17 protein-coding genes and 1 pseudogene are annotated in these 18,390 nt (G+C 60.0%); 7 read left to right on the top strand and 11 right to left on the bottom strand.

Annotated elements, in window-relative coordinates; genetic code table 11:
- Nucleotides 1-3: 3 nt before the first annotated feature.
- A complete protein-coding gene (locus tag Q8M42_RS16595; RefSeq protein ID WP_304867498.1) occupies nt 4-1,485 on the bottom strand; it encodes an AAA family ATPase in 1,482 nt (493 codons plus the stop codon).
- Nucleotides 1,486-1,685: 200 nt separating this feature from the next.
- Here Q8M42_RS16595 and Q8M42_RS16590 point away from each other — a divergent pair, with 200 nt between their 5' ends.
- The 3 genes from Q8M42_RS16590 to coq7 all read left to right on the top strand — a co-directional run bounded on the left by Q8M42_RS16590 (nt 1,686) and on the right by coq7 (nt 3,556).
- Complete coding sequence (locus Q8M42_RS16590) at nt 1,686-2,024, top strand: histidine triad nucleotide-binding protein (RefSeq protein WP_304867501.1); 339 nt, start codon at nt 1,686-1,688, stop codon at nt 2,022-2,024.
- Nucleotides 2,021-2,842 (top strand): formylglycine-generating enzyme family protein, encoded by an 822-nt coding sequence (locus Q8M42_RS16585; RefSeq protein ID WP_304867504.1) that lies wholly within the window; start codon nt 2,021-2,023, stop codon nt 2,840-2,842. The genes Q8M42_RS16590 and Q8M42_RS16585 overlap by 4 nt, the downstream gene beginning before the upstream one ends.
- Before the next feature lie 66 nt (nt 2,843-2,908).
- A complete protein-coding gene (coq7, locus tag Q8M42_RS16580; RefSeq protein ID WP_304867507.1) occupies nt 2,909-3,556 on the top strand; it encodes a 2-polyprenyl-3-methyl-6-methoxy-1,4-benzoquinone monooxygenase in 648 nt (215 codons plus the stop codon).
- 68 nt (nt 3,557-3,624) lie between these two features.
- On the opposite strand, the gene Q8M42_RS16575 is transcribed toward coq7, so the two are convergent.
- The gene (locus tag Q8M42_RS16575) at nt 3,625-4,050 is read right to left on the bottom strand and encodes an OsmC family protein (RefSeq protein ID WP_304867509.1); all 426 of its coding nucleotides are present in this window, start codon (nt 4,048-4,050) and stop codon (nt 3,625-3,627) included.
- A 232-nt stretch (nt 4,051-4,282) separates the two neighbouring features.
- On the opposite strand from Q8M42_RS16575, the gene crp reads away from it, so the two are divergent.
- On the top strand, nt 4,283-4,927 hold the full coding sequence (gene crp, locus Q8M42_RS16570; RefSeq protein ID WP_136664372.1) for a cAMP-activated global transcriptional regulator CRP: 645 nt from the start codon (nt 4,283-4,285) through the stop codon (nt 4,925-4,927).
- A 62-nt stretch (nt 4,928-4,989) separates the two neighbouring features.
- Here crp and trpC read toward each other — a convergent pair whose 3' ends face one another.
- The 6 genes and pseudogenes from trpC to rpe form a co-directional block, all read right to left on the bottom strand.
- Entirely contained in the window at nt 4,990-5,826 is an 837-nt protein-coding gene (trpC, locus tag Q8M42_RS16565) for an indole-3-glycerol phosphate synthase TrpC (protein ID WP_304867517.1), read from the bottom strand.
- A complete protein-coding gene (gene trpD / locus Q8M42_RS16560; RefSeq protein WP_304867520.1) occupies nt 5,823-6,872 on the bottom strand; it encodes an anthranilate phosphoribosyltransferase in 1,050 nt (349 codons plus the stop codon). Before trpD ends, trpC begins: the two co-directional genes overlap by 4 nt.
- Complete coding sequence (locus Q8M42_RS16555) at nt 6,872-7,465, bottom strand: aminodeoxychorismate/anthranilate synthase component II (protein WP_304867523.1); 594 nt, start codon at nt 7,463-7,465, stop codon at nt 6,872-6,874. The genes trpD and Q8M42_RS16555 overlap by 1 nt, the downstream gene beginning before the upstream one ends.
- A gap of 11 nt (nt 7,466-7,476) precedes the next feature.
- The gene (trpE, locus tag Q8M42_RS16550) at nt 7,477-8,970 is read right to left on the bottom strand and encodes an anthranilate synthase component I (protein ID WP_304867526.1); all 1,494 of its coding nucleotides are present in this window, start codon (nt 8,968-8,970) and stop codon (nt 7,477-7,479) included.
- 67 nt (nt 8,971-9,037) lie between these two features.
- Nucleotides 9,038-9,894 (bottom strand): annotated as a pseudogene (locus Q8M42_RS16545) (phosphoglycolate phosphatase).
- The gene (gene rpe / locus Q8M42_RS16540; RefSeq protein WP_304867529.1) at nt 9,891-10,565 is read right to left on the bottom strand and encodes a ribulose-phosphate 3-epimerase; all 675 of its coding nucleotides are present in this window, start codon (nt 10,563-10,565) and stop codon (nt 9,891-9,893) included. The pseudogene Q8M42_RS16545 and the gene rpe overlap by 4 nt, the downstream one beginning before the upstream one ends.
- Nucleotides 10,566-10,701: 136 nt before the next feature.
- Here rpe and Q8M42_RS16535 point away from each other — a divergent pair, with 136 nt between their 5' ends.
- Nucleotides 10,702-11,736 (top strand): alpha/beta hydrolase family protein, encoded by a 1,035-nt coding sequence (locus tag Q8M42_RS16535; protein ID WP_370692714.1) that lies wholly within the window; start codon nt 10,702-10,704, stop codon nt 11,734-11,736.
- A 3-nt stretch (nt 11,737-11,739) separates the two neighbouring features.
- Here Q8M42_RS16535 and Q8M42_RS16530 read toward each other — a convergent pair whose 3' ends face one another.
- The 3 genes from Q8M42_RS16530 to Q8M42_RS16520 are packed head-to-tail and all read right to left on the bottom strand — an operon-like array spanning nt 11,740 to nt 14,187.
- Nucleotides 11,740-12,501, bottom strand: coding sequence for a DnaJ domain-containing protein (locus Q8M42_RS16530; RefSeq protein ID WP_304867532.1), 762 nt, complete (start codon nt 12,499-12,501; stop codon nt 11,740-11,742).
- Between the two features lies 1 nt (nt 12,502).
- Entirely contained in the window at nt 12,503-13,174 is a 672-nt protein-coding gene (gene murU / locus Q8M42_RS16525; RefSeq protein WP_304867535.1) for an N-acetylmuramate alpha-1-phosphate uridylyltransferase MurU, read from the bottom strand.
- Nucleotides 13,171-14,187, bottom strand: a complete 1,017-nt coding sequence (locus tag Q8M42_RS16520) for an aminoglycoside phosphotransferase family protein (RefSeq protein WP_304867538.1) — start codon at nt 14,185-14,187, stop codon at nt 13,171-13,173. Before Q8M42_RS16520 ends, murU begins: the two co-directional genes overlap by 4 nt.
- A 125-nt stretch (nt 14,188-14,312) precedes the next feature.
- Between Q8M42_RS16520 and Q8M42_RS16515 the strand changes: the two genes are divergently transcribed.
- Entirely contained in the window at nt 14,313-17,102 is a 2,790-nt protein-coding gene (locus tag Q8M42_RS16515; RefSeq protein WP_304867540.1) for an LPS-assembly protein LptD, read from the top strand.
- Entirely contained in the window at nt 17,083-18,375 is a 1,293-nt protein-coding gene (locus tag Q8M42_RS16510; protein WP_304867543.1) for a peptidylprolyl isomerase, read from the top strand. Before Q8M42_RS16515 ends, Q8M42_RS16510 begins: the two co-directional genes overlap by 20 nt.
- The last annotated feature ends 15 nt before the right edge of the window (nt 18,376-18,390 follow it).

Raw genomic sequence — 18,390 nt, 5'->3', positions numbered from 1 at the left:
CACCTAACCTGCATTGACCGTGCGCCCATCCGCCCAGGCGCGCAGGGCGGCAAGGTCCTCGGCCATCACCACCGACAGCGGTGCGGTGCTCTGGATGCTCTGCAGCAACAATGCCTGATTGACCGCTTGCTGCTGAGCTTGCGCGGCATACAGGGCGCTGACCACCGCCTGCTCGATTTCCGCGCCGGAAAACCCATCACAAGCCGCCGCCAGCTGCGTCAGGTCAAAACCTGTCGCCTCCAGCTCGCGCCGCGCCAGATGAATCCGGAAGATCTCGGCACGCACCGCCGCATCCGGCAGGTCGACGAAGAACAGCTCATCGAAACGCCCCTTACGCACCAGCTCCGGCGGCAGCCGCGAGATGACGTTGGCGGTCGCCACCATAAAGACCGGCGCCTTGCGCTCGGCCATCCAGGTCAGCAGGGTGCCGAGCACCCGCTGACTGACGCCACCATCGTGATCGCCGCTGGCCAGGCCCTTTTCGATCTCATCCATCCACAGCACACAAGGCGCCATCTGCTCGGCCAGCTTGAGGGCTTCACGCAGATTGCGCTCGGTCTCGCCGAAGAACTTGTTGTACAGGCAGGCAAAGTCCAGGCGCAGCAGAGGCAGGCCCCACAGTCCGGCGATGGCCTTGGCGGCCAGACTCTTACCGCCGCCCTGCACACCGACCAACAGCACGCCCTTGGGCAGATCAATGCCTTTGCCTTCGAGAAAGATGCTCTGCCGATCACCCAGCCAGCGCTTGAGGTTACTCAGCCCACCGACCTCGGCGAAACGTGCGGTGTCGTACTCGAAACTCAGCACGCCATCGAGATCGAGCAATTTGAATTTGGTCTTGTTCAGCTCCGGCAGGTCTTCCTGGGTAATCGCGCCGTCATCGCAGATCACATTGCGCGCCAGCGCACGGGCCTCTGCATGGCTAAGGCCGCGCAGATTCTTCACTACCTGCTGCAGGGTACGGTTATCGGTGCGCACCCGTGCATTGCGGTTGCGCGCACTCCAGCCGGTTGCCTCGTCGCGCACAATGGCCAACAGCTCCTCCTCGGAGGGCAGCGACAGGCTGAAACGCGAGGCGTAACGCTGCACTTCCGGTGGCAGTTTGCAGGCGTGGGATACCAGCACCAGTGTCGGCTTGCTGGGCTGCTCGTTCATGGCGATTTCCTTGAGCAAGCGCACCAGTTTAGGATTGTCGTCAAGAAAGGGATGCAGATCGCACATCACATACAGCGTCGGCTGGGTGTCCGCCTTGATCAGGCGCAGGGCGGTTTCTGGTTCCAGAGTGGCGCTGTCGACGGGTTCCTGAATGGAAAACCCCACGCGCTGCAAACCTTCAGTCACCGACCACAGCTGCAAGCCAAGACTGCGGCGCACCGCCAGGCTGGTCAGGGTTTCCAGCACCCGCAGCTCATCCCAGGACTCAATTAATACAAGCTTGGTCTTGGAATCCAATACCAAGCCCAGATCATGAATATCGTTTTTCACCCACGCTCCTTGTCCACAAAAAGGCCGTTTAAAAAATGTTGCCGAGGCAGCCGAGACAAGGCAAAAGCAGACGAAAAAGCGGAGTTTACGAGCAGTAAATGAGCATTTTGAGTCTGTTTTTAACGCAGTATCGGCAACGCAGGTAGTTTTTCAACGGCCTGTTAAACTCGGCCTCTTTAATACCGGCCAGGAGACTGTCCATGGACTGTCTATTTTGCAAGATCGTCGCTGGTGAGATACCGGCGCGCAAGCTTTATGAAGATGACCAGGTGATTGCCTTTCACGATATCGGCCCGCAGGCACCGGTGCACTTTCTGGTTATCCCGAAAAAACACATCAGCACCCTCAATGACCTGAGTGAGGCGGACAAGCCGCTGGCCGGGCATATTCTCTTCACCGCACAGCGTCTGGCCACGGAGCAAGGCTGCGAGGAAGGCTTTCGCGTGGTGATGAACTGCAATGACCTGGGCGGCCAGACGGTGCACCACATTCATATGCACGTACTGGGTCAACGGCAGATGGCATGGCCACCGGGTTGAGTCGTTCATTATGCGGCGCACTGACCTTGCTCGCCCTGCTGGTTGGCAATCCCGCGCAGGCACATACGCCTGGCAGCGTATTCAGCGACGCGTTGCCCCAGGACCAGCAAGGACCGCAGCTGGTTGTAGTCCCGGCCGGGCGCTATCTGCTGGGTGACCACAGCGGCCGCGGCAATCATAACGAGCGCCCACTCACGCCGATTGAAATCAGCCACCCCTTCGCCATTGGCCGCTACGAAGTCAGTTTTGCCGACTGGCAGCACTACGCCGAAGCCACCGCCACAGCGATGCCGGACAACGAGGGCTGGGGACTGTCGGCACAGCGGCCGGTGATCCATGTGTCCTGGCACCAGGCCCAGGCCTACAGCCAATGGCTGTCGACGGTCACCGGCCAGCGCTATCGCTTGCCTACCGAAGCCGAGTGGGAATATGCCGCCCGCGCCGGCAGCACCAGCTACTACTGGTGGGGTGAGCAGCTCGACAGCCCGGAAACCCGCCCTCGCGCGCATTGCCGTGGCTGCGCTACCTCGCGGCTGATCCAGAGTAAGACTGAGCGTGTCGGCCAATTCGCTGCCAATGCCTTCGGCCTGCATGACACGGCCGGCAATGTCTGGGAATGGACCGCCTCGCGCTTTGCCAGCCCCTTCGATGGCAGCGAGCAACAGGCGGCTAGCCTGCTCGACAAAAGCCCGCGAGTGGTTCGCGGCGGCGCCTGGAACAGCGGCCCAAGCTACCTGCGCAGCAGTCAGCGCGATATGAAACAGCCGCATTACAAGGACTATGCACTAGGGTTTCGTGTACTGCGCGAGTTGCCCTGATCTCGGTCAAGCCGACGGCCAGTGTTTGCAGTAAACTGGCCGCCGTAATCATCGCCGGAGGTCCCTATGGCCAGCGAACGTCACTTCTCACCTGTTGATCGCCTGCTGCTGCAAGCCGATGCTGCGCTGCGCACATTGCTGCCCTTCAGCGGCCAGCCAAGCCGCCCATCGCCTGCCATCGTGCAGCCGGAAGCCGCGCTGGACGAGCAGCAGGCCCAGCATGTCGCCGGTTTGATGCGCATCAACCACACCGGCGAGGTCTGCGCCCAGGCGCTGTACCAGGGCCAGGCACTCACTGCCAAGCTGCCACAGGTACGCAAAGCCATGGAGCATGCCGCCGATGAGGAAATCGACCACTTAGCGTGGTGTGAGCAGCGTATCCGCCAGCTGGGCAGTCAGCCGAGCATCCTCAACCCGCTGTTCTACGGTTTGTCCTTTGGCGTAGGCGCAGCCGCCGGGCTGATCAGCGACAAGGTCAGCCTGGGCTTTGTCGCCGCCACCGAAGACCAGGTGGTCAAACACCTTGATGAACACCTGCAGCAGATTCCGCAGGAGGATCAGAAATCGCGCGCGATTCTCGAACAGATGCGCGTCGATGAAGAACAGCATGCCTGCAACGCTCTGGATGCCGGCGGCCTGCGCTTCCCGGCGCCGGTAAAGTTCGGTATGAGCCTGCTGGCCAAAGTGATGACCAGCACCACCTACCGGGTGTAAGGCTGAACGAGGGGCACAATAAAGGGCACCGAGGTGCCCTTTTTCGTTCACAGGTTTATCGCTGCAGGCTACTCGCCCAGCTCGATAATCTCGTAGTCGTGGGTGATTTCGACGCCGCCACGGCCCAGCATAATCGAGGCCGAGCAGTATTTCTCGGCCGATAGCTCAACCGCACGCTTGACCTGAGCCTCCTTCAAACTGCGGCCCTTGACCACGAAATGCAGGTGAATCTTGGTGAATACCTTGGGCTCTTCAGTGGCGCGCTCAGCTTCCAGAAAGGCTTCACAGCTTTCTACCGCCTGACGGGATTTTTTCAGAATGCTGACCACATCGAAGTTGCTGCAACCGCCCAAACCGATCAGCACCATCTCCATCGGGCGCACACCCAGGTTGCGTCCTCCGCTCTCTGGCGGGCCGTCCATCACCACCGCATGGCCGCTGCCCGACTCCCCAATAAACAGGGCTTCGCCGGCCCACTGAATACGCGCTTTCATTACTCGGGCTCCGCTGTTAAAAAGGAAGGCAGCTTAGCACAGCACCGTTACAACCTCTTTGGGTGCCGAGAGAGCCAAAAGCTCGTGCTGAGTGTTAGCCAGGTCGCAAAACAACACCTAGTCTTGGACTGGTGGTTAAGCTGATAGCTAATTACTGGCACACTTGTACAGATAACTATTATTAGAACTTCAGCCGCACAACGGCTTACCTTTATAAATTCGGGATTCAGGCATGGTAGCTATTACCCTCACACCTAAAATAAAAAATCTCGACAAGCTTCTCGCGCATTGCCACCGCCGTCGCTACACCGCCAAGAGCACCATCATCTATGCGGGCGATCGCTGCGAAACGCTGTTCTTCATCGTCAAAGGCTCGGTCACTATCCTGATCGAAGACGATGATGGTCGTGAAATGATCATCGCTTACCTCAACTCCGGCGATTTCTTCGGAGAAATGGGCCTGTTCGAAAAGGACGGCACCGAGAAAGAACGCAGCGCCTGGGTGCGCGCCAAGACCGAGTGCGAAGTGGCGGAGCTGAGCTACGCCAAGTTCCGCGAGCTGACGCAGCAGGACCCCGACATTCTCTACGCCCTGGGCAGCCAGATGGCCGAACGCCTGCGCAACACCACGCGCAAGGTTGGCGACCTGGCCTTTCTCGATGTCACCGGCCGCGTTGCGCGCACCCTGCTCGATCTGTGCAAGCAACCTGACGCCATGACCCACCCGGACGGCATGCAGATCAAGATCACCCGACAGGAGATCGGCCGTATCGTCGGCTGCTCCCGCGAGATGGTTGGCCGCGTGCTCAAGGCCCTGGAAGAACAAGGCCTGGTCAACGTCAAAGGCAAAACCATGGTGGTGTTCGGCACGCGCTAAGCCGCATGCTAAAGAGGTAAAAAAGCCGACGCATGCGTCGGCTTTTTTATTTTACGGTGGTTTCAGTCCACATCAGGCGCAGCAATCACCCGCTTACGCTCGGGAAAGAACAACCGCTCCAGCTCAGCCCCTGGATTGTCGGCGCGCATAAACGCCTCGCCAACCAGGAAGGCATACACCTCGCTGATTTCCATCAGCTCGACATCGGCGCGATTGAGAATGCCGCTCTCGGTCACCACCAGGCGATCACGGGGAATCCGCGGTAGCAGGTCGAGGGTGGTTTCCAGGCTGAGCTCGAAGGTGTGCAAGTTGCGGTTGTTGATACCGACCAGCGGCGTGTCCAGGGTTTTCAGCGCACGCTCCAGTTCATCGCCATCGTGTACTTCCACCAACACATCGAGATCGAAGGCCTTGGCAGTCGCCGCCAACTCGGCCATCTGCCCGTCCTCCAGCGCCGAGACGATAAGCAGCACGCAGTCGGCACCCAGGGCACGGGCTTCAACGATCTGATAGGGATCGATCATAAAGTCCTTGCGGATCACCGGTAGCGAGCAGACCGCACGGGCTTCCTGCAGGTAGCGATCCGCGCCCTGGAAGAAGTCGACATCGGTCAGCACCGATAGGCAGGTGGCCCCGCCGCTCTGGTAGCTCTGGGCAATCTCGGCCGGGACGAAGTTTTCGCGCAGCACGCCCTTGCTCGGCGAGGCCTTCTTGATCTCAGCGATCACCGCCGGCTGTTTGCGCTTGGCCTGGCTGATCAGCGCCTCGGCAAAACCGCGCACCGGATCGGCGTTGCGGGCTTGCTGCTCGATTTCAGCCAGGCTGACGATACTGCGGCGAGCCGCCACTTCCTCAGCCTTGCGCGCGAGAATTTTCTCCAGAACGGTTGGAATACTCACCCGGCATTCTCCTCTTTGAATACAGCGGTAAAGGACACCAACTCCTGCAACTTCTCCCAGGCCAGCCCGGTATGCAAAGCATCGTGGGCCAAATGCACGCCTTCTTTCAAACTGCTCGCCAGATCGGCTGCGTATAGTGCAGCACCAGCGTTCAGCGCAATCATGTCTGCCGCCTTCTGCCCAGCGTCAGTTTTACGCTTGCTTAGGGCATCGCGAATCAAGGCCAGCGAGGCTTCCGGGCTTTCCACGGCCAAACCGACCAAGCTCTGGCTCTTCAAACCGAGATCTTCCGGCAGCACTTCGTACTCGGTGATCTGCCCATTCTTCAGTTCCGCCACATGGGTCGCGGCGGCCAGGCTGAACTCATCCAGACCATCACGCGAATGCACCACCAAGATATGCTGGCTGCCGAGGCGCTTAAGCACCTCGGCCAGCGGTCGGCAGAGCGCCTGGCTAAATACACCGACCACCTGATGCTTGACCCCCGCCGGGTTGGTCAGCGGGCCAAGCATATTGAAGATAGTGCGCAGGCCCAGCTCACGGCGCGGCACGGCGGCGTACTTCATCGCCGAATGATGCACCTGAGCAAACATAAAACCGACGCCGACGCTCTCGATACAGCGCGCCACCTGCTCCGGCGTCAGGCTCAGGTAAATACCCGCCGTTTCGAGCAGATCGGCACTGCCGCTCTTGCCTGACACCGCGCGATTACCGTGCTTGGCCACCTTGCCGCCAGCGGCGGCGACAACAAAGCTCGCTGCGGTCGACACATTGAAGATATTCGCACCATCGCCACCGGTACCGACCACGTCGACCACGTGGTCGAGGGTCTGCAGGTGCACATGGCTGGCCAGCTCACGCATCACCGAGACCGCGCCGACAATTTCGTCGATGGTCTCGCTCTTCATGCGCATGCCCATCAGGAAGGCGCCGATCTGCGCGTCGGTGCACTGGCCGGTCATGATCTCGCGCATGACGCTCTGCATTTCTTCGGTCGACAGATCGAGCTGGCTGACTACCCGGTTAAGGGCTTCCTTGATATTCATCAGCGCAGGCCTCCTTGTTGTTTGAGGAAGTTGGCAAACAGTTCATGGCCCTGCTCGGTAAGAATCGACTCAGGGTGGAACTGCACGCCCTCGATATGCAGAGTTTTGTGGCGCAGGCCCATGATCTCGTCCACCGAGCCGTCCTCATGCTGAGTCCAGGCGGTGATTTCCAGGCAGTCCGGCAAGGTTTCGCGCTTGACCACCAGGGAATGGTAGCGGGTGACCGTCAGCGGGTTGTTCAGGCCGGCAAATACGCCCAAGTCGCGGTGGAACACCTGGCTGGTCTTGCCGTGCATCACCTGGCGCGCGCGCACCACATCGCCGCCGAAGGCCTGGCCGATACTCTGGTGGCCGAGGCACACACCGAGAATCGGCAGCTTGCCGGCAAAATGCAGAATCGCCTCGATGGACACCCCGGCTTCGGTCGGCGTGCAAGGGCCGGGCGACACCACAATACGTTCGGGCTTAAGCGCTTCGATCTCGGCAATCGACAGTTCGTCGTTGCGGATTACATGCACATCGGCGCCCAACTCACCCAGGTACTGCACCACGTTGTAGGTAAAGGAGTCGTAGTTATCGATCATCAACAGCATGGCAAGACTCCTCAGCGCTTGGACTGGTCAGGGACGGTTTGCTCGGCGAGCGCCACAGCACGGAACATGGCGCGACGCTTGTTCAGCGTTTCCTCCCATTCCAACGCGGGCACCGAGTCGGCAACGATGCCACCACCGGCCTGCACATGCAGTTCGCCATCTTTGATCACCGCCGTACGGATGGCGATGGCGGTGTCCATATTGCCGTTCCAGGCCAGATAGCCCACCGCGCCGCCGTAAACACCGCGCTTGACCGGTTCCAGCTCATCGATGATTTCCATGGCGCGAATCTTCGGGGCACCAGACAAAGTGCCGGCTGGCAGAATCGCGCGCAACGCATCCATCGCGGTCAGGCCTTCTTTAAGCTGGCCAGTCACGTTGGAGACGATATGCATAACGTTGGAGTAGCGCTCGATCACCATTTTCTCGGTGAGTTTGACGCTGCCGGTGCTGGCAACCCGGCCGACATCGTTACGGCCCAGGTCGATCAACATCAGGTGCTCGGCAATTTCCTTGGCATCCGAAAGCAGATCCTCTTCCAGCGCCAAATCGGCCTCTTCATTGGCACCGCGCGGACGAGTGCCCGCGATTGGCCGTACAGTAATGAGATTGTCCTCAACACGCACCAGCACTTCCGGCGAGCTACCCACCACATGGAAGTCGCCAAAATTGAAGAAGTACATATAGGGCGTTGGGTTGATGCAGCGCAAAGCGCGGTACAGGTCAATCGGCGCAGCCTTGAAGTCAATGGACATACGCTGCGAGGGCACCACCTGCATGCAGTCACCCGCCAGAATGTACTCCTTGATCCGATCCACCGAGCGCTCGTAGTCCTCGCGGGTAAAGCTGGAACGGAAGGTCGGCTCAGCACCTGCGGGCGCATTCAGGTCAACCCCCAAACGCGGGGTAATCGGCTGACGCAACTTATGCAAAATTTCCTGCAGACGAGCTTGGCCTTGCTCAAACGCATCGTTCTCGGCGGGATCTGCCAGCACAATCGCGTGCATCTTGCCGGCGAGGTTGTCGAACACCACCACCGCATCGGACACCATTAACAGAATATCCGGGTTACCCAGCGGATCTGGGTTGGGACATTTGGCTAGACGCTTTTCTACATAACGTACGCTGTCATAACCAAAGTAGCCCACTAGGCCACCGTTAAAGCGCGGCAGGCCGGGTAAGGTCGGCACTTTGTAGCGATCTTTGAATCGCTCAACAAAGTCCAGCGGGTCTTCGCAGTGATGGCGCTCGACTTCCACACCATCAACAGTAATCGACACATCGTGCTCATAAGCCCGCAGCACAGTGCGGGCCGGCAGGCCGATAATGGAGTAACGCCCCCATTTCTCGCCGCCTTGGACGGATTCGAGCAGGTAGGTATTGGCCTCGTCGGCCAGCTTCAGGTAGATGGACAACGGGGTGTCGAAATCCACCAGGGTTTCGCAGGCAACAGGAATGCGGTTATAGCCGGCAGCGGCTAAACGCAGGAATTCTTCGCGGGTCATGATCAGCCTCGTGGCTTGAGGTAATTCGGTCGTGTGCAAACGCGCCGCCTAGGCGGCCAAGATCAGGTCAGGGGCGCCAGCGCCAACGGGCCAGGGCCTTGATGATTTTCATGTCGGTGCTTGCCGACCAGCGCGTGCAGGTAACCACCACGAAGCTCTCTTAATTCAGGCGGGATTGAAGTTCGGCCACACTAGCGCAGGGCCGGAAGCGAATCAACCCGCAAACCCCGGCGACGCGGTAACCGGCAATAGCTCGCACAGACTATCCAGCACTCGCGCCGGATTCTCCTCGGCAATCGGCCGACCATGGTTATAGCCGTAGTTCAGGGCCGCACAGACGATGCCAGCCGCCTTGGCCGCCAGCACGTCATTGCGCGAGTCGCCGACAAACAGTGCCTGCGCCGCCTCCACCCGTGCCAGTTGCAGCACATGCAGCAGCGCCGCCGGGTCGGGCTTCTGCTGCGGCAAGGTGTCACCGCCGATAATCCAGCGGAAATAGCCACCCAGGCCCTTTTCATCCAGCAGCGGCGCGACAAAGCGCTCAGGCTTGTTGGTGACAATGGCCAGCTCGACCCGTTGCTCGCGCAGCCAATCCAGGGTGGGTCGCACGCCAGGATAGACCTGGGTCAGGGCGTGGCTTTCGGCGTAGTGCTGCATAAACAGCTCCAGCGCCTGCTCGGTGCGGGCCTCATCTATATGCTCATGCTGCAGGCCGCCCGCCAGGGCGCGGCGCACCAGCACCCGTGCGCCATTGCCGACCCAATCGCGCACCTGTTCGATGCCCGCTACCGGCAGACCGAGCGATAGCAAGGTCTTGTCGATGGCGGCGGCCAAATCCGGCACCGAATCCACCAGGGTGCCGTCCAGATCAAACATCACCAGACGCGGCAACTCACCCTGGAACAGCTCGCGCAGCATACTCACCCGCGCGCCTGGGCCAGCTCGGCGCGCATGGCGTCGATAACGGCTTTGTAATCCGGCTGATTGAAAATCGCCGAGCCGGCGACAAAGGTGTCGGCGCCTGCCGCGGCGATTTCGCGGATGTTCTGCACATTGACCCCACCATCAATTTCCAGACGAATATCACGCCCCGATGCGTCGATCAGCGCACGCGCCTCTTGGAGCTTCTCCAAGGTATGGGGAATAAACTTCTGCCCGCCGAAGCCTGGGTTGACGCTCATCAGCAAAATCATGTCGACCTTGTCCATGACGTGCTTGAGCACCTCCAGCGGGGTGGCCGGGTTGAACACCAGGCCGGCCTTGCAGCCGCCATCACGGATCAGTTGCAGGGAGCGGTCGATATGCTCGCTGGCCTCGGGGTGAAAGGTGATATAGCTGGCGCCCGCCTCGATAAAGTCACCAATGATGCGATCCACCGGTTTGACCATCAGATGCGCGTCAATCGGCGCGGTGATGCCGTACTTGCGCAGCGCCGCGCAGACCATCGGGCCAATGGTCAGGTTGGGCACATAGTGGTTGTCCATTACATCGAAGTGCACGATGTCAGCACCGGCGGCGAGCACCTTATCCACTTCCTCACCCAGGCGAGCGAAGTCAGCGGAAAGAATCGACGGAGCAATGGCGAAGGGTTGCATAGCGCACCTCGGTGGCATTCACGGAAGGCGCGCATTGTACCAGCCCGATCCAAGGCCTGGCGCGCGTGAGCGACACCTGACAAAGCCGAGCGGAAAAGGCTAGGCTGCTGAGACCCGATGTTCGCTGGAGATCCCCATGTTTTCGCGCCCCGCCACCCTTGCCCTGAGCCTGCTGCTAGCAATCAGCCCACTGCAGGCGGAAGAAGAGACACCTGCAGAAGCAGCCACCGCCGCCACGGGCAACTCAACCGAGCCGACGGAAGAGGTACGTGCGCCCCTAGCCGAACGCAGCGAGGTGGAAGCCACCGCACTGGAACAGCGCCTGGAGCAAAAGGAACAGCAGCAACTGCAAGCGGGCAACGAACGCTTCCTGGCCCTCTGGCTACCTGCCAATGTCGCCGAGCCCAGCGGCGCGGTGATTATCCTGCCGGGCGACGATGAAAGCGCCGACTGGCCGCAAAGCGTAGGCCCCTTGCGCAGCAAGCTGCCCAATGCGGGCTGGCACAGCCTCAGCCTGACCCTGCCCGACCCCAGCAGCGATGCGCCGCCACTGCGCAGCGCCGAACCCGCGACTACGCCCCCAACAGAAGAAGCGGCAGCTGACGCCGCTGAGGCGCCAACAGCGGATGACGCCGAGAACAGCCCTGCGACAGATGAAGCCGCTGGGCAAACCAGCAACAGCCAGATCGACAGCGCCGAGACTGCGGCGAGCAAAGTGAAAACCATTGAGGCGCAACAGAACGCCCATGCCGAACGCGTATTGGCACGCATCGAGTCGGCCATTGCCTTTGCCGAGCAACAACAAGCCAAGACCATCGTGCTACTCGGCCACGGCAGCGGCGCTTACTGGGCCGCACGCTACCTGGCCGAACGCAAGCCAGCCAATGTTCAGAATCTGCTGCTGGTCGCCGCACAATTGCCCGCCGGCTATACCCCGCCACTGGATGAACTGATTCCGCAACTGCAGCTGGCCACCGGCGACTTCTACTACAAGGACCTGCCCGCCGACCGCCAGGCCGCACTTAAACGCTCGCAAGCCAGCAAACGGCAGAAGCATCCCGCCTATATACAGATCGCCATGAAGGCCCTGCCGGGCAACCGCGAAGCGGAACAGGAACAGCTCTACCGCCGCATTCGTGGCTGGCTGACGCTAAAGCTGCAGGCGAAATAGAGCCTAGCGAAAGCCGTGACGCTGGCGAATCAGATCATAGGCCTGGTGCAGTTCACGGGTGCGTTCAGTCGCCTCGCGCACCCGCTCTGGCGTGGCGCCGCTGCCCGCCAGCTTGTCCGGATGATGGCGACTCAATAAGCGCCGATAGGCCTGCTTGATCTGCGCAGGCTCGGCATCGGCATTTACATTCAACAGGTTCAGGGCGCGTTGATAGGCGTTGCTGGCCGTCGAGACCAGCGGCCCCTGCGGCGGCGCGTAGGCGTCACTCAGCTGCGCCTGGATCGCTGATGAAACCTGCAGCCACTTGCCCCAGAGCATAATTAGCTCGCGCTCGGCCTGCCCAACCTGACCATCCACCCAGGCCATTCGCCAGCACGCGCGCATCAGCATTTCACTTCGCGCGTGCTGGCGCCGCAGCGGCACGCGCAAACTGTCGCGCCCGGTCTTGCCCCGAGCAAAAGCCGCGATGGCCTGGCGCTGCCCCTCTGCATCCAGTCCCAGGCGCTGCATTTCCGCCCGCGCCTGCTGGATATGCGCCGGCAGCACGCGACCACCGCTCTTGGCCAAGCGCCCCAAAAGTACGAATAGTAGCCACTCGTCACGCCCCCCGGCACGGCCGCCCAGGCGCTCCCGCAAGGCCGCCCAGGACTGCAGGCGCAAGCGTCTATCCAGTACCTGCCCCAGCAAACCGCCGAGCATGGCACCCGGAATACTGGCCACCGCCAGCCCGGCAACCGCCCCGAGAAGGGTCACAGGCCAAATCATCCTAGCCACGCGCCTCAAGCAAACGCTCGACCTGAGCCAAGCGCTCATGAGTACCCACATCCACCCAGCAACCGTCAAACCGCTCACCGCTCACCTGCCCAGTCGCCATGGCCGCGCGTAACAACGGCGCAAGCAAGAACACACCGGGCTGACAACCGGCGAACAGCGCAGGCGATAACACTGCCATGCCGCTGTAGGTGAGGCTGTCCTGCCCCTCTTGCGCATCCGTGACCTGTCCTTTCTGCAAACAGAAGTCGCCTTTGACGTGATGGCCAGGGTTCTCGATCAGCACCAGATGGGCCAGGCCGTTTAACGGCCGGCGCAGCTCAGCAAAGGGGTAGTCGGTGAAGATATCGCCGTTGATCAGTACGAAAGGCTGATCACCCAACAGCGGCAGGGCCTGTAAAATTCCGCCACCGGTTTCCAATGGCTCACCTTCAGCGGAATAGGCAATGCTGACGCCGAAGCGCGATCCATCACCCAGGTAATCCTCGATCTGCTGCCCCAGCCAGGCATGATTGATCACCAGCTCGGTAAACCCGGCCGCCGCCAGAGCGCGCACGTGGTATTCGATCAAGGGCACGCCGGCTGCACGCACCAGGGGTTTAGGGGTATGCAGAGTCAGCGGGCGTAGCCGCTCACCTTTGCCGGCGGCCAGAATTATCGCCTTCATACAGACTCCCGCGGCAGACTGGCCAGCAATTCGCCCAGCTCAGCAAGCTCCGGTCGACGCGCCAAAACCGCCTCTATATAAGAGAAGAACCGCGGCACATCCCCCAGGTACTTGGGTTTGCCATCGCGATGGCAAATGCGCGCAAAGATACCGATTACCTTGAGATGGCGTTGTACGCCCATCAAATCACTGGCACGCAGGAAGTCTTCCAACTCCGCCTGCACCGGTACACCCAGATCACGCGCCTGTTGCCAATACTGCTCCAACCAACTGCGCACGCGCGCCTCAGGCCAGCTGAGGAAGGCATCCTTGAACAGGCAGGTGACGTCATACGTCACCGGGCCGTAAACCGCATCCTGAAAATCCAGCACGCCAGGATTCGGCTCACTGAGCATCAGGTTGCGCGGCATATAGTCGCGATGCACCAGCACCTTGGGCTGTGTCAGGGCGCTGTCGATCAACAGCTGGCTTACGCGCTGCCACAGGGCCTGCTGCTGTTCGCTGAACTCGACGCCCAGGTGGCGTTGTACATACCACTCGGGGAATAGCTGCAGCTCACGGCGCAGCAGGGCGTCATCGTAGCCGGGCAGCGGCGTGGTCATTGGCAGCTGCTGAAGTGCCATCAGGGCCTGCATGGCATCTGCAAACAGCACGTCCGCATTGTCTTCGTTGATCACATCCAGGTAGGTCTGCCGACCTAAATCGTTGAGCAATAAAAAGCCTCGCTCAAGGTCAGCGGCAAGAATCTGCGGCACGTTGAGGTGCGCCTCAGCCAGTAGCTGCGCTACTTTGACAAAGGGCGCACAGTCTTCCTGCGGCGGCGGTGCATCCATCACGATCAGGCTGCGCTCAGCAGCTTGCCAGCGGAAATAACGACGAAAACTGGCGTCACTGCTGGCAGAGGCAAGCGTGGCGGCTGGTACAGCGCCCCACCCCTGTTCGGCAAACAGCCCAGGCAGCTGTTGATCCAGCCAGTTTTCGAGGAGTTTTAAGCGTACATCTTCATCAGGCATTACAAGGTCTCCGACGGCGCTAGCCGTTGCGCGGGTCATGCTTTATTATCCAGCATCTTTTCAAGCCCATCGAGAGGCGTGCGGCCTCAGGGCCAATGGCGCGCAGGAAGCCCGGAAAAAATAAGATGGCAGTAAAATACCCCGCGTTTCGTAAAAAATTCCCTCTACTGGTCACTGGCAGCCTTCTGGCGCTACAACCTTTAGCCGTTCCTTTTGCTATCGCTGCCGAGCAGTACGATTGCCAGGTTTCCGCCACCGGCGGCTGGGCATGCGCCCCGAAGACCAGCAATGCTGCACTGCCAGCACGGCCAGTACAACGTGATTCGGTTGCCAGCAACAAAGCTGGCGAAAGTGGCACCGAAGCACCTCAGGGGAAAGCCGCGCAAGCGACCCTGGTGACTGAAAGCCGTGGCAAAGGCCTCGCCTCGCGCAGCGCCGATTTCAGCCACCTGGACTGGGTGCCGCGAGAAAATCTCAGCGCCGCTCAATTGGCAGAAGCCGGCCCCTACTGCGCAGGCGCGTACATAGAGCCGATGCGCCCGGGCATGGACGACAAGACGCCGATGGATGAAGCGCCGATGTTCGTATCGGCCAAAGCCTCGCGCTATGAGCAGGAAGAGCAAGTCGCCACCCTCGCCGGTGATGTGGTCTTGCGCCAGGCCGGCATGCAGGTCGAGGCGGATGAAGCCAACCTGCGTCAGGCGGAAAACCGCGGTGAGCTGATCGGTAATGTGCGCCTGCGTGATCAGGGCATGCTGGTCGTGGGTGACCGCGCCGAGCTGCAACTGGACAACGGTGAAGCCAAAGTTGATAACGCCGAATACGTGCTGCACAAGAGCCATATCCGCGGCAATGCGCTCTATGCCAAGCGCGAAGAAAGCGCGATTATCCGCCTAAAAGATGGCACGTACACTAGCTGCGAACCAGGCAGCAACGCCTGGCACTTGAAGGGCAACAACATCACCCTGAACCCGGCCACCGGTTTTGGCACCGCGACCAACGTCACCCTGCGCGTGAAGAATATTCCGGTGTTCTACACACCTTATATCTACTTCCCGATTGATGACCGTCGCCAGTCAGGCTTCCTGCCGCCGAGCATCGGCAGCTCGAGCGATAACGGCTTGACGTTGCAAACACCGTATTACTTCAACCTGGCGCCGAACTACGACGCCACGCTGTACCCAACCTATATGAGTGATCGCGGCTTGCTGATGGAAGGCGAATTCCGCTACCTCACCAAGAACAGCGAAGGCCAGGTTGGCGGCGCATTCCTGCAAGACAGCAATGACGACCGCAAACTGCAGTCTGATTATGAAGATCAGCGCTGGATGTACAGCTGGCAGCACAAGACTGGCCTTACCTCACGCCTGCTGGCCGAAGTCGACTACACCGATATCAGCGATCCGTATTACTTCCAGGATCTGAACACTGATTTGGGCGTCGGCGCCACCAGCTACGTCAATCAGCGCGGCACCTTGACCTATCGTGGCGACAGCTATACCGCGCGCTTGAATGCGCATGCCTATGAGCTGGCGAACATTACTGACGTCACCCCATACAACCGCTTACCGCAACTGACTCTGGATGGCGTACTGCCATTTAAGCCAGCTGGGGTGAACTTCAGTTACGGCACGGAATATGTGCGCTTTGACCGCAGTCTGCGTAAAGGTAACTTTATTGATGAGGACGGCGGCCCACTCAACGCCGATGGCACAGTCGGCACGCCGTGGTATGACACTCGCCTGCAAGGCCTGGCTCGCGCCAACGGCGAGCGTTTACACGCAGAACCGGCCGTGAGCCTGCCACTGAACTGGAACTGGGGCTTTATCAAGCCTCAAGTTAAGTACCTGCAAACCAACTATGACCTGACTCTGGATCAGCAAGGCAAAAATACGCTGCTTGCAGAGCAGGAATACAAGAGCAGCCAAAGCCGCGGCGTAGGCATGTTTAGCCTGGATAGCGGCCTGTACTTCGACCGCGACACCCAGTGGTTTGGCAAGAACTATCGCCAAACACTGGAGCCACGCCTGTTCTACCTCTATGTTCCCGAAGAAGACCAGACCGATATCCCGGTCTTCGACACTGGCGAGAGCACATTCAGCTATTCCTCGCTGTGGCGTGAAAACCGCTTCTCCGGCAAGGATCGTATCGGCGACGAGAACAAACTCTCTCTGGGTGTGACCAATCGCTGGATTGAGCCAAATGGTTTTGAACGTCAGCGTTTCAGCATTGGCCAAGCCTTCTACTTTGAAGACCGCCAGGTGCAGTTGCCAGGCATTGATTACCGCACCCGCGGCGACGCAACGGCATCGGTATCGCCTTATGCGCTTGAATACCTGTATCGCTTTAACCGTGACTGGCGCTTCTCTTCGGACTTCAACTGGGATCCGGATAGCGGCAGCACCCGTTCGGGTAGCGCAATGTTCCATTACCAGCCAGAAGACAACCCGAACAAGGTGGTCAACGCAGGCTATCGCTACCGCAACGACAGCGTACGCTTTGACGAAGCCAAAGGTGAGTGGGGTTTCGGTAGCGATTACGGCACACCTGGCAGCCCTGAATACATCAAGGACTACTACAAGATCAGCCAGCACGATTTCTCGGTTATCTGGCCGATCGTGCCGCAGTGGAGCGTGATTTCCCGCTGGCAGTATGACTATGGTCGCGACCGTACTTTGGAAGCCTTCGCCGGCTTCGAGTACGACAGCTGCTGCTGGAAACTGCGCCTGATCAACCGCTACTGGATCGACTACGACGAAGTCAGCCTGAATCCGTCACTGAACGACCAGGCTGATCGCGGCATCTTCTTGCAGATCGTACTCAAAGGTCTGGGTGGCGTAGTCGGCAATAAAGTTGAGACTTTCCTCGACCAAGGCATTCAAGGTTATCGTGAACGTGAAGATCAAGCTTTCTGATTGCGTGCGCCCCCTGCTGTTGGGCGCGCTGTTTCTGGGTACCGCGGCAAATGCTGCGGTTCAACCACTCAACCGCGTTGTAGCGATTGTCGACAATGATGTGGTGATGCAAAGCCAGCTCGATTCACGCTTGCGTGAAGTGCAGCAAACCATCACCCAGCGCGGTGCAGCCCTGCCGCCTGAGCATGTGCTCAGCCAGCAGGTGCTTGAGCGCCTGATTATCGAGAACATCCAGTTGCAGATTGGCGAGCGCTCCGGCATTCGCATCACTGACGAAGAACTGAACCAGGCCATCGGCACCATTGCCCAGCGCAACGGCATGAGCATCGAGCAGTTCCGCGCTGCTTTGGCGGCAGATGGTCTGTCGTATACCGATGCACGTGACCAGGTACGTCGCGAGATGATTATCAGCCGTGTGCGCCAACGCCGCGTGGCAGAACGCATTCAGGTGACCGATCAGGAAGTGCAGAACTTCCTCGCCTCGGACATGGGCAAGATGCAGCTGTCGGAAGAGTTCCGCCTGGCCAACATCCTGATTCCAGTACCCGAAAGCGCCTCCCCGCAGGACATCCAGGCCGCTGACCGTCAGGCCCGCGATCTCTATCAGCAATTGCAGCAAGGCGCTGATTTCGCCCAGCTGGCTATTGCCCGCTCAGCCAGTGAAACCGCGTTGGAAGGCGGCGAGATGGGCTGGCGTAAAGCCGGACAGCTGCCACCGCCCTTCGACAGCATGCTTAGCGCCTTGTCGGTCGGCCAGGTAACTGAGCCGATGCGTACCCCAGGCGGCTTTATCATGATCAAGCTGCTGGAAAAACGCGGCGGCGACAGCCAGGTACGTGACGAAGTGAATGTTCGCCATATCCTGATCAAGCCTAGTGAAATCCGTAGCGAAGCCGAAACCAAACGCCTGGTCGAGCGTCTGCACCAGCGCATCCTGGCTGGGGAAGACTTCGCTGAACTGGCGAAGAACTTCTCTGAAGACCCTGGCTCGGCGCTGAACGGCGGCACCCTGAGCTGGATCGACCCGAACGTATTGGTGCCCGAGTTCCGCGAGGTGATGAACAACACGCCAGCTGGCGAGCTGTCCAAACCCTTCAAGAGCCCTTACGGCTGGCACGTCTTGGAAGTCATGGGCCGCCGCGCCACCGACAGCAGCGCGCAATACCGCGAGCAGCAGGCGATGACCGTGCTGCGCAACCGCAAGTACGATGAAGAACTGCAGGCCTGGCTACGCCAGATCCGCGACGAAGCCTACGTCGAGAGCAAGCTCTGATCGACCTAGCACGCG

The sequence above is a fragment of the Pseudomonas sp. genome, from assembly GCF_030684895.1.
Lineage (GTDB): Bacteria > Pseudomonadota > Gammaproteobacteria > Pseudomonadales > Pseudomonadaceae > Aquipseudomonas.
Note: the sequence above shows the minus strand (reverse complement) of the source record. Positions and strands in the feature narration are given on the sequence as shown.

Coding starts and splice junctions, on each gene's coding strand:
- Q8M42_RS16590 (WP_304867501.1), top strand. CDS start 1,686: ATGGACTGTCTATTTTGCAAGATCGTCGCTGGTGAGATACCGGCGCGC.
- coq7 (WP_304867507.1), top strand. CDS start 2,909: ATGGCCAGCGAACGTCACTTCTCACCTGTTGATCGCCTGCTGCTGCAA.
- Q8M42_RS16575 (WP_304867509.1), bottom strand. CDS start 4,050: ATGAAAGCGCGTATTCAGTGGGCCGGCGAAGCCCTGTTTATTGGGGAG.
- crp (WP_136664372.1), top strand. CDS start 4,283: ATGGTAGCTATTACCCTCACACCTAAAATAAAAAATCTCGACAAGCTT.
- trpD (WP_304867520.1), bottom strand. CDS start 6,872: ATGAATATCAAGGAAGCCCTTAACCGGGTAGTCAGCCAGCTCGATCTG.
- Q8M42_RS16555 (WP_304867523.1), bottom strand. CDS start 7,465: ATGCTGTTGATGATCGATAACTACGACTCCTTTACCTACAACGTGGTG.
- trpE (WP_304867526.1), bottom strand. CDS start 8,970: ATGACCCGCGAAGAATTCCTGCGTTTAGCCGCTGCCGGCTATAACCGC.
- rpe (WP_304867529.1), bottom strand. CDS start 10,565: ATGCAACCCTTCGCCATTGCTCCGTCGATTCTTTCCGCTGACTTCGCT.
- Q8M42_RS16535 (WP_370692714.1), top strand. CDS start 10,702: ATGTTTTCGCGCCCCGCCACCCTTGCCCTGAGCCTGCTGCTAGCAATC.
- Q8M42_RS16530 (WP_304867532.1), bottom strand. CDS start 12,501: ATGATTTGGCCTGTGACCCTTCTCGGGGCGGTTGCCGGGCTGGCGGTG.
- murU (WP_304867535.1), bottom strand. CDS start 13,174: ATGAAGGCGATAATTCTGGCCGCCGGCAAAGGTGAGCGGCTACGCCCG.
- Q8M42_RS16520 (WP_304867538.1), bottom strand. CDS start 14,187: ATGCCTGATGAAGATGTACGCTTAAAACTCCTCGAAAACTGGCTGGAT.
- Q8M42_RS16515 (WP_304867540.1), top strand. CDS start 14,313: ATGGCAGTAAAATACCCCGCGTTTCGTAAAAAATTCCCTCTACTGGTC.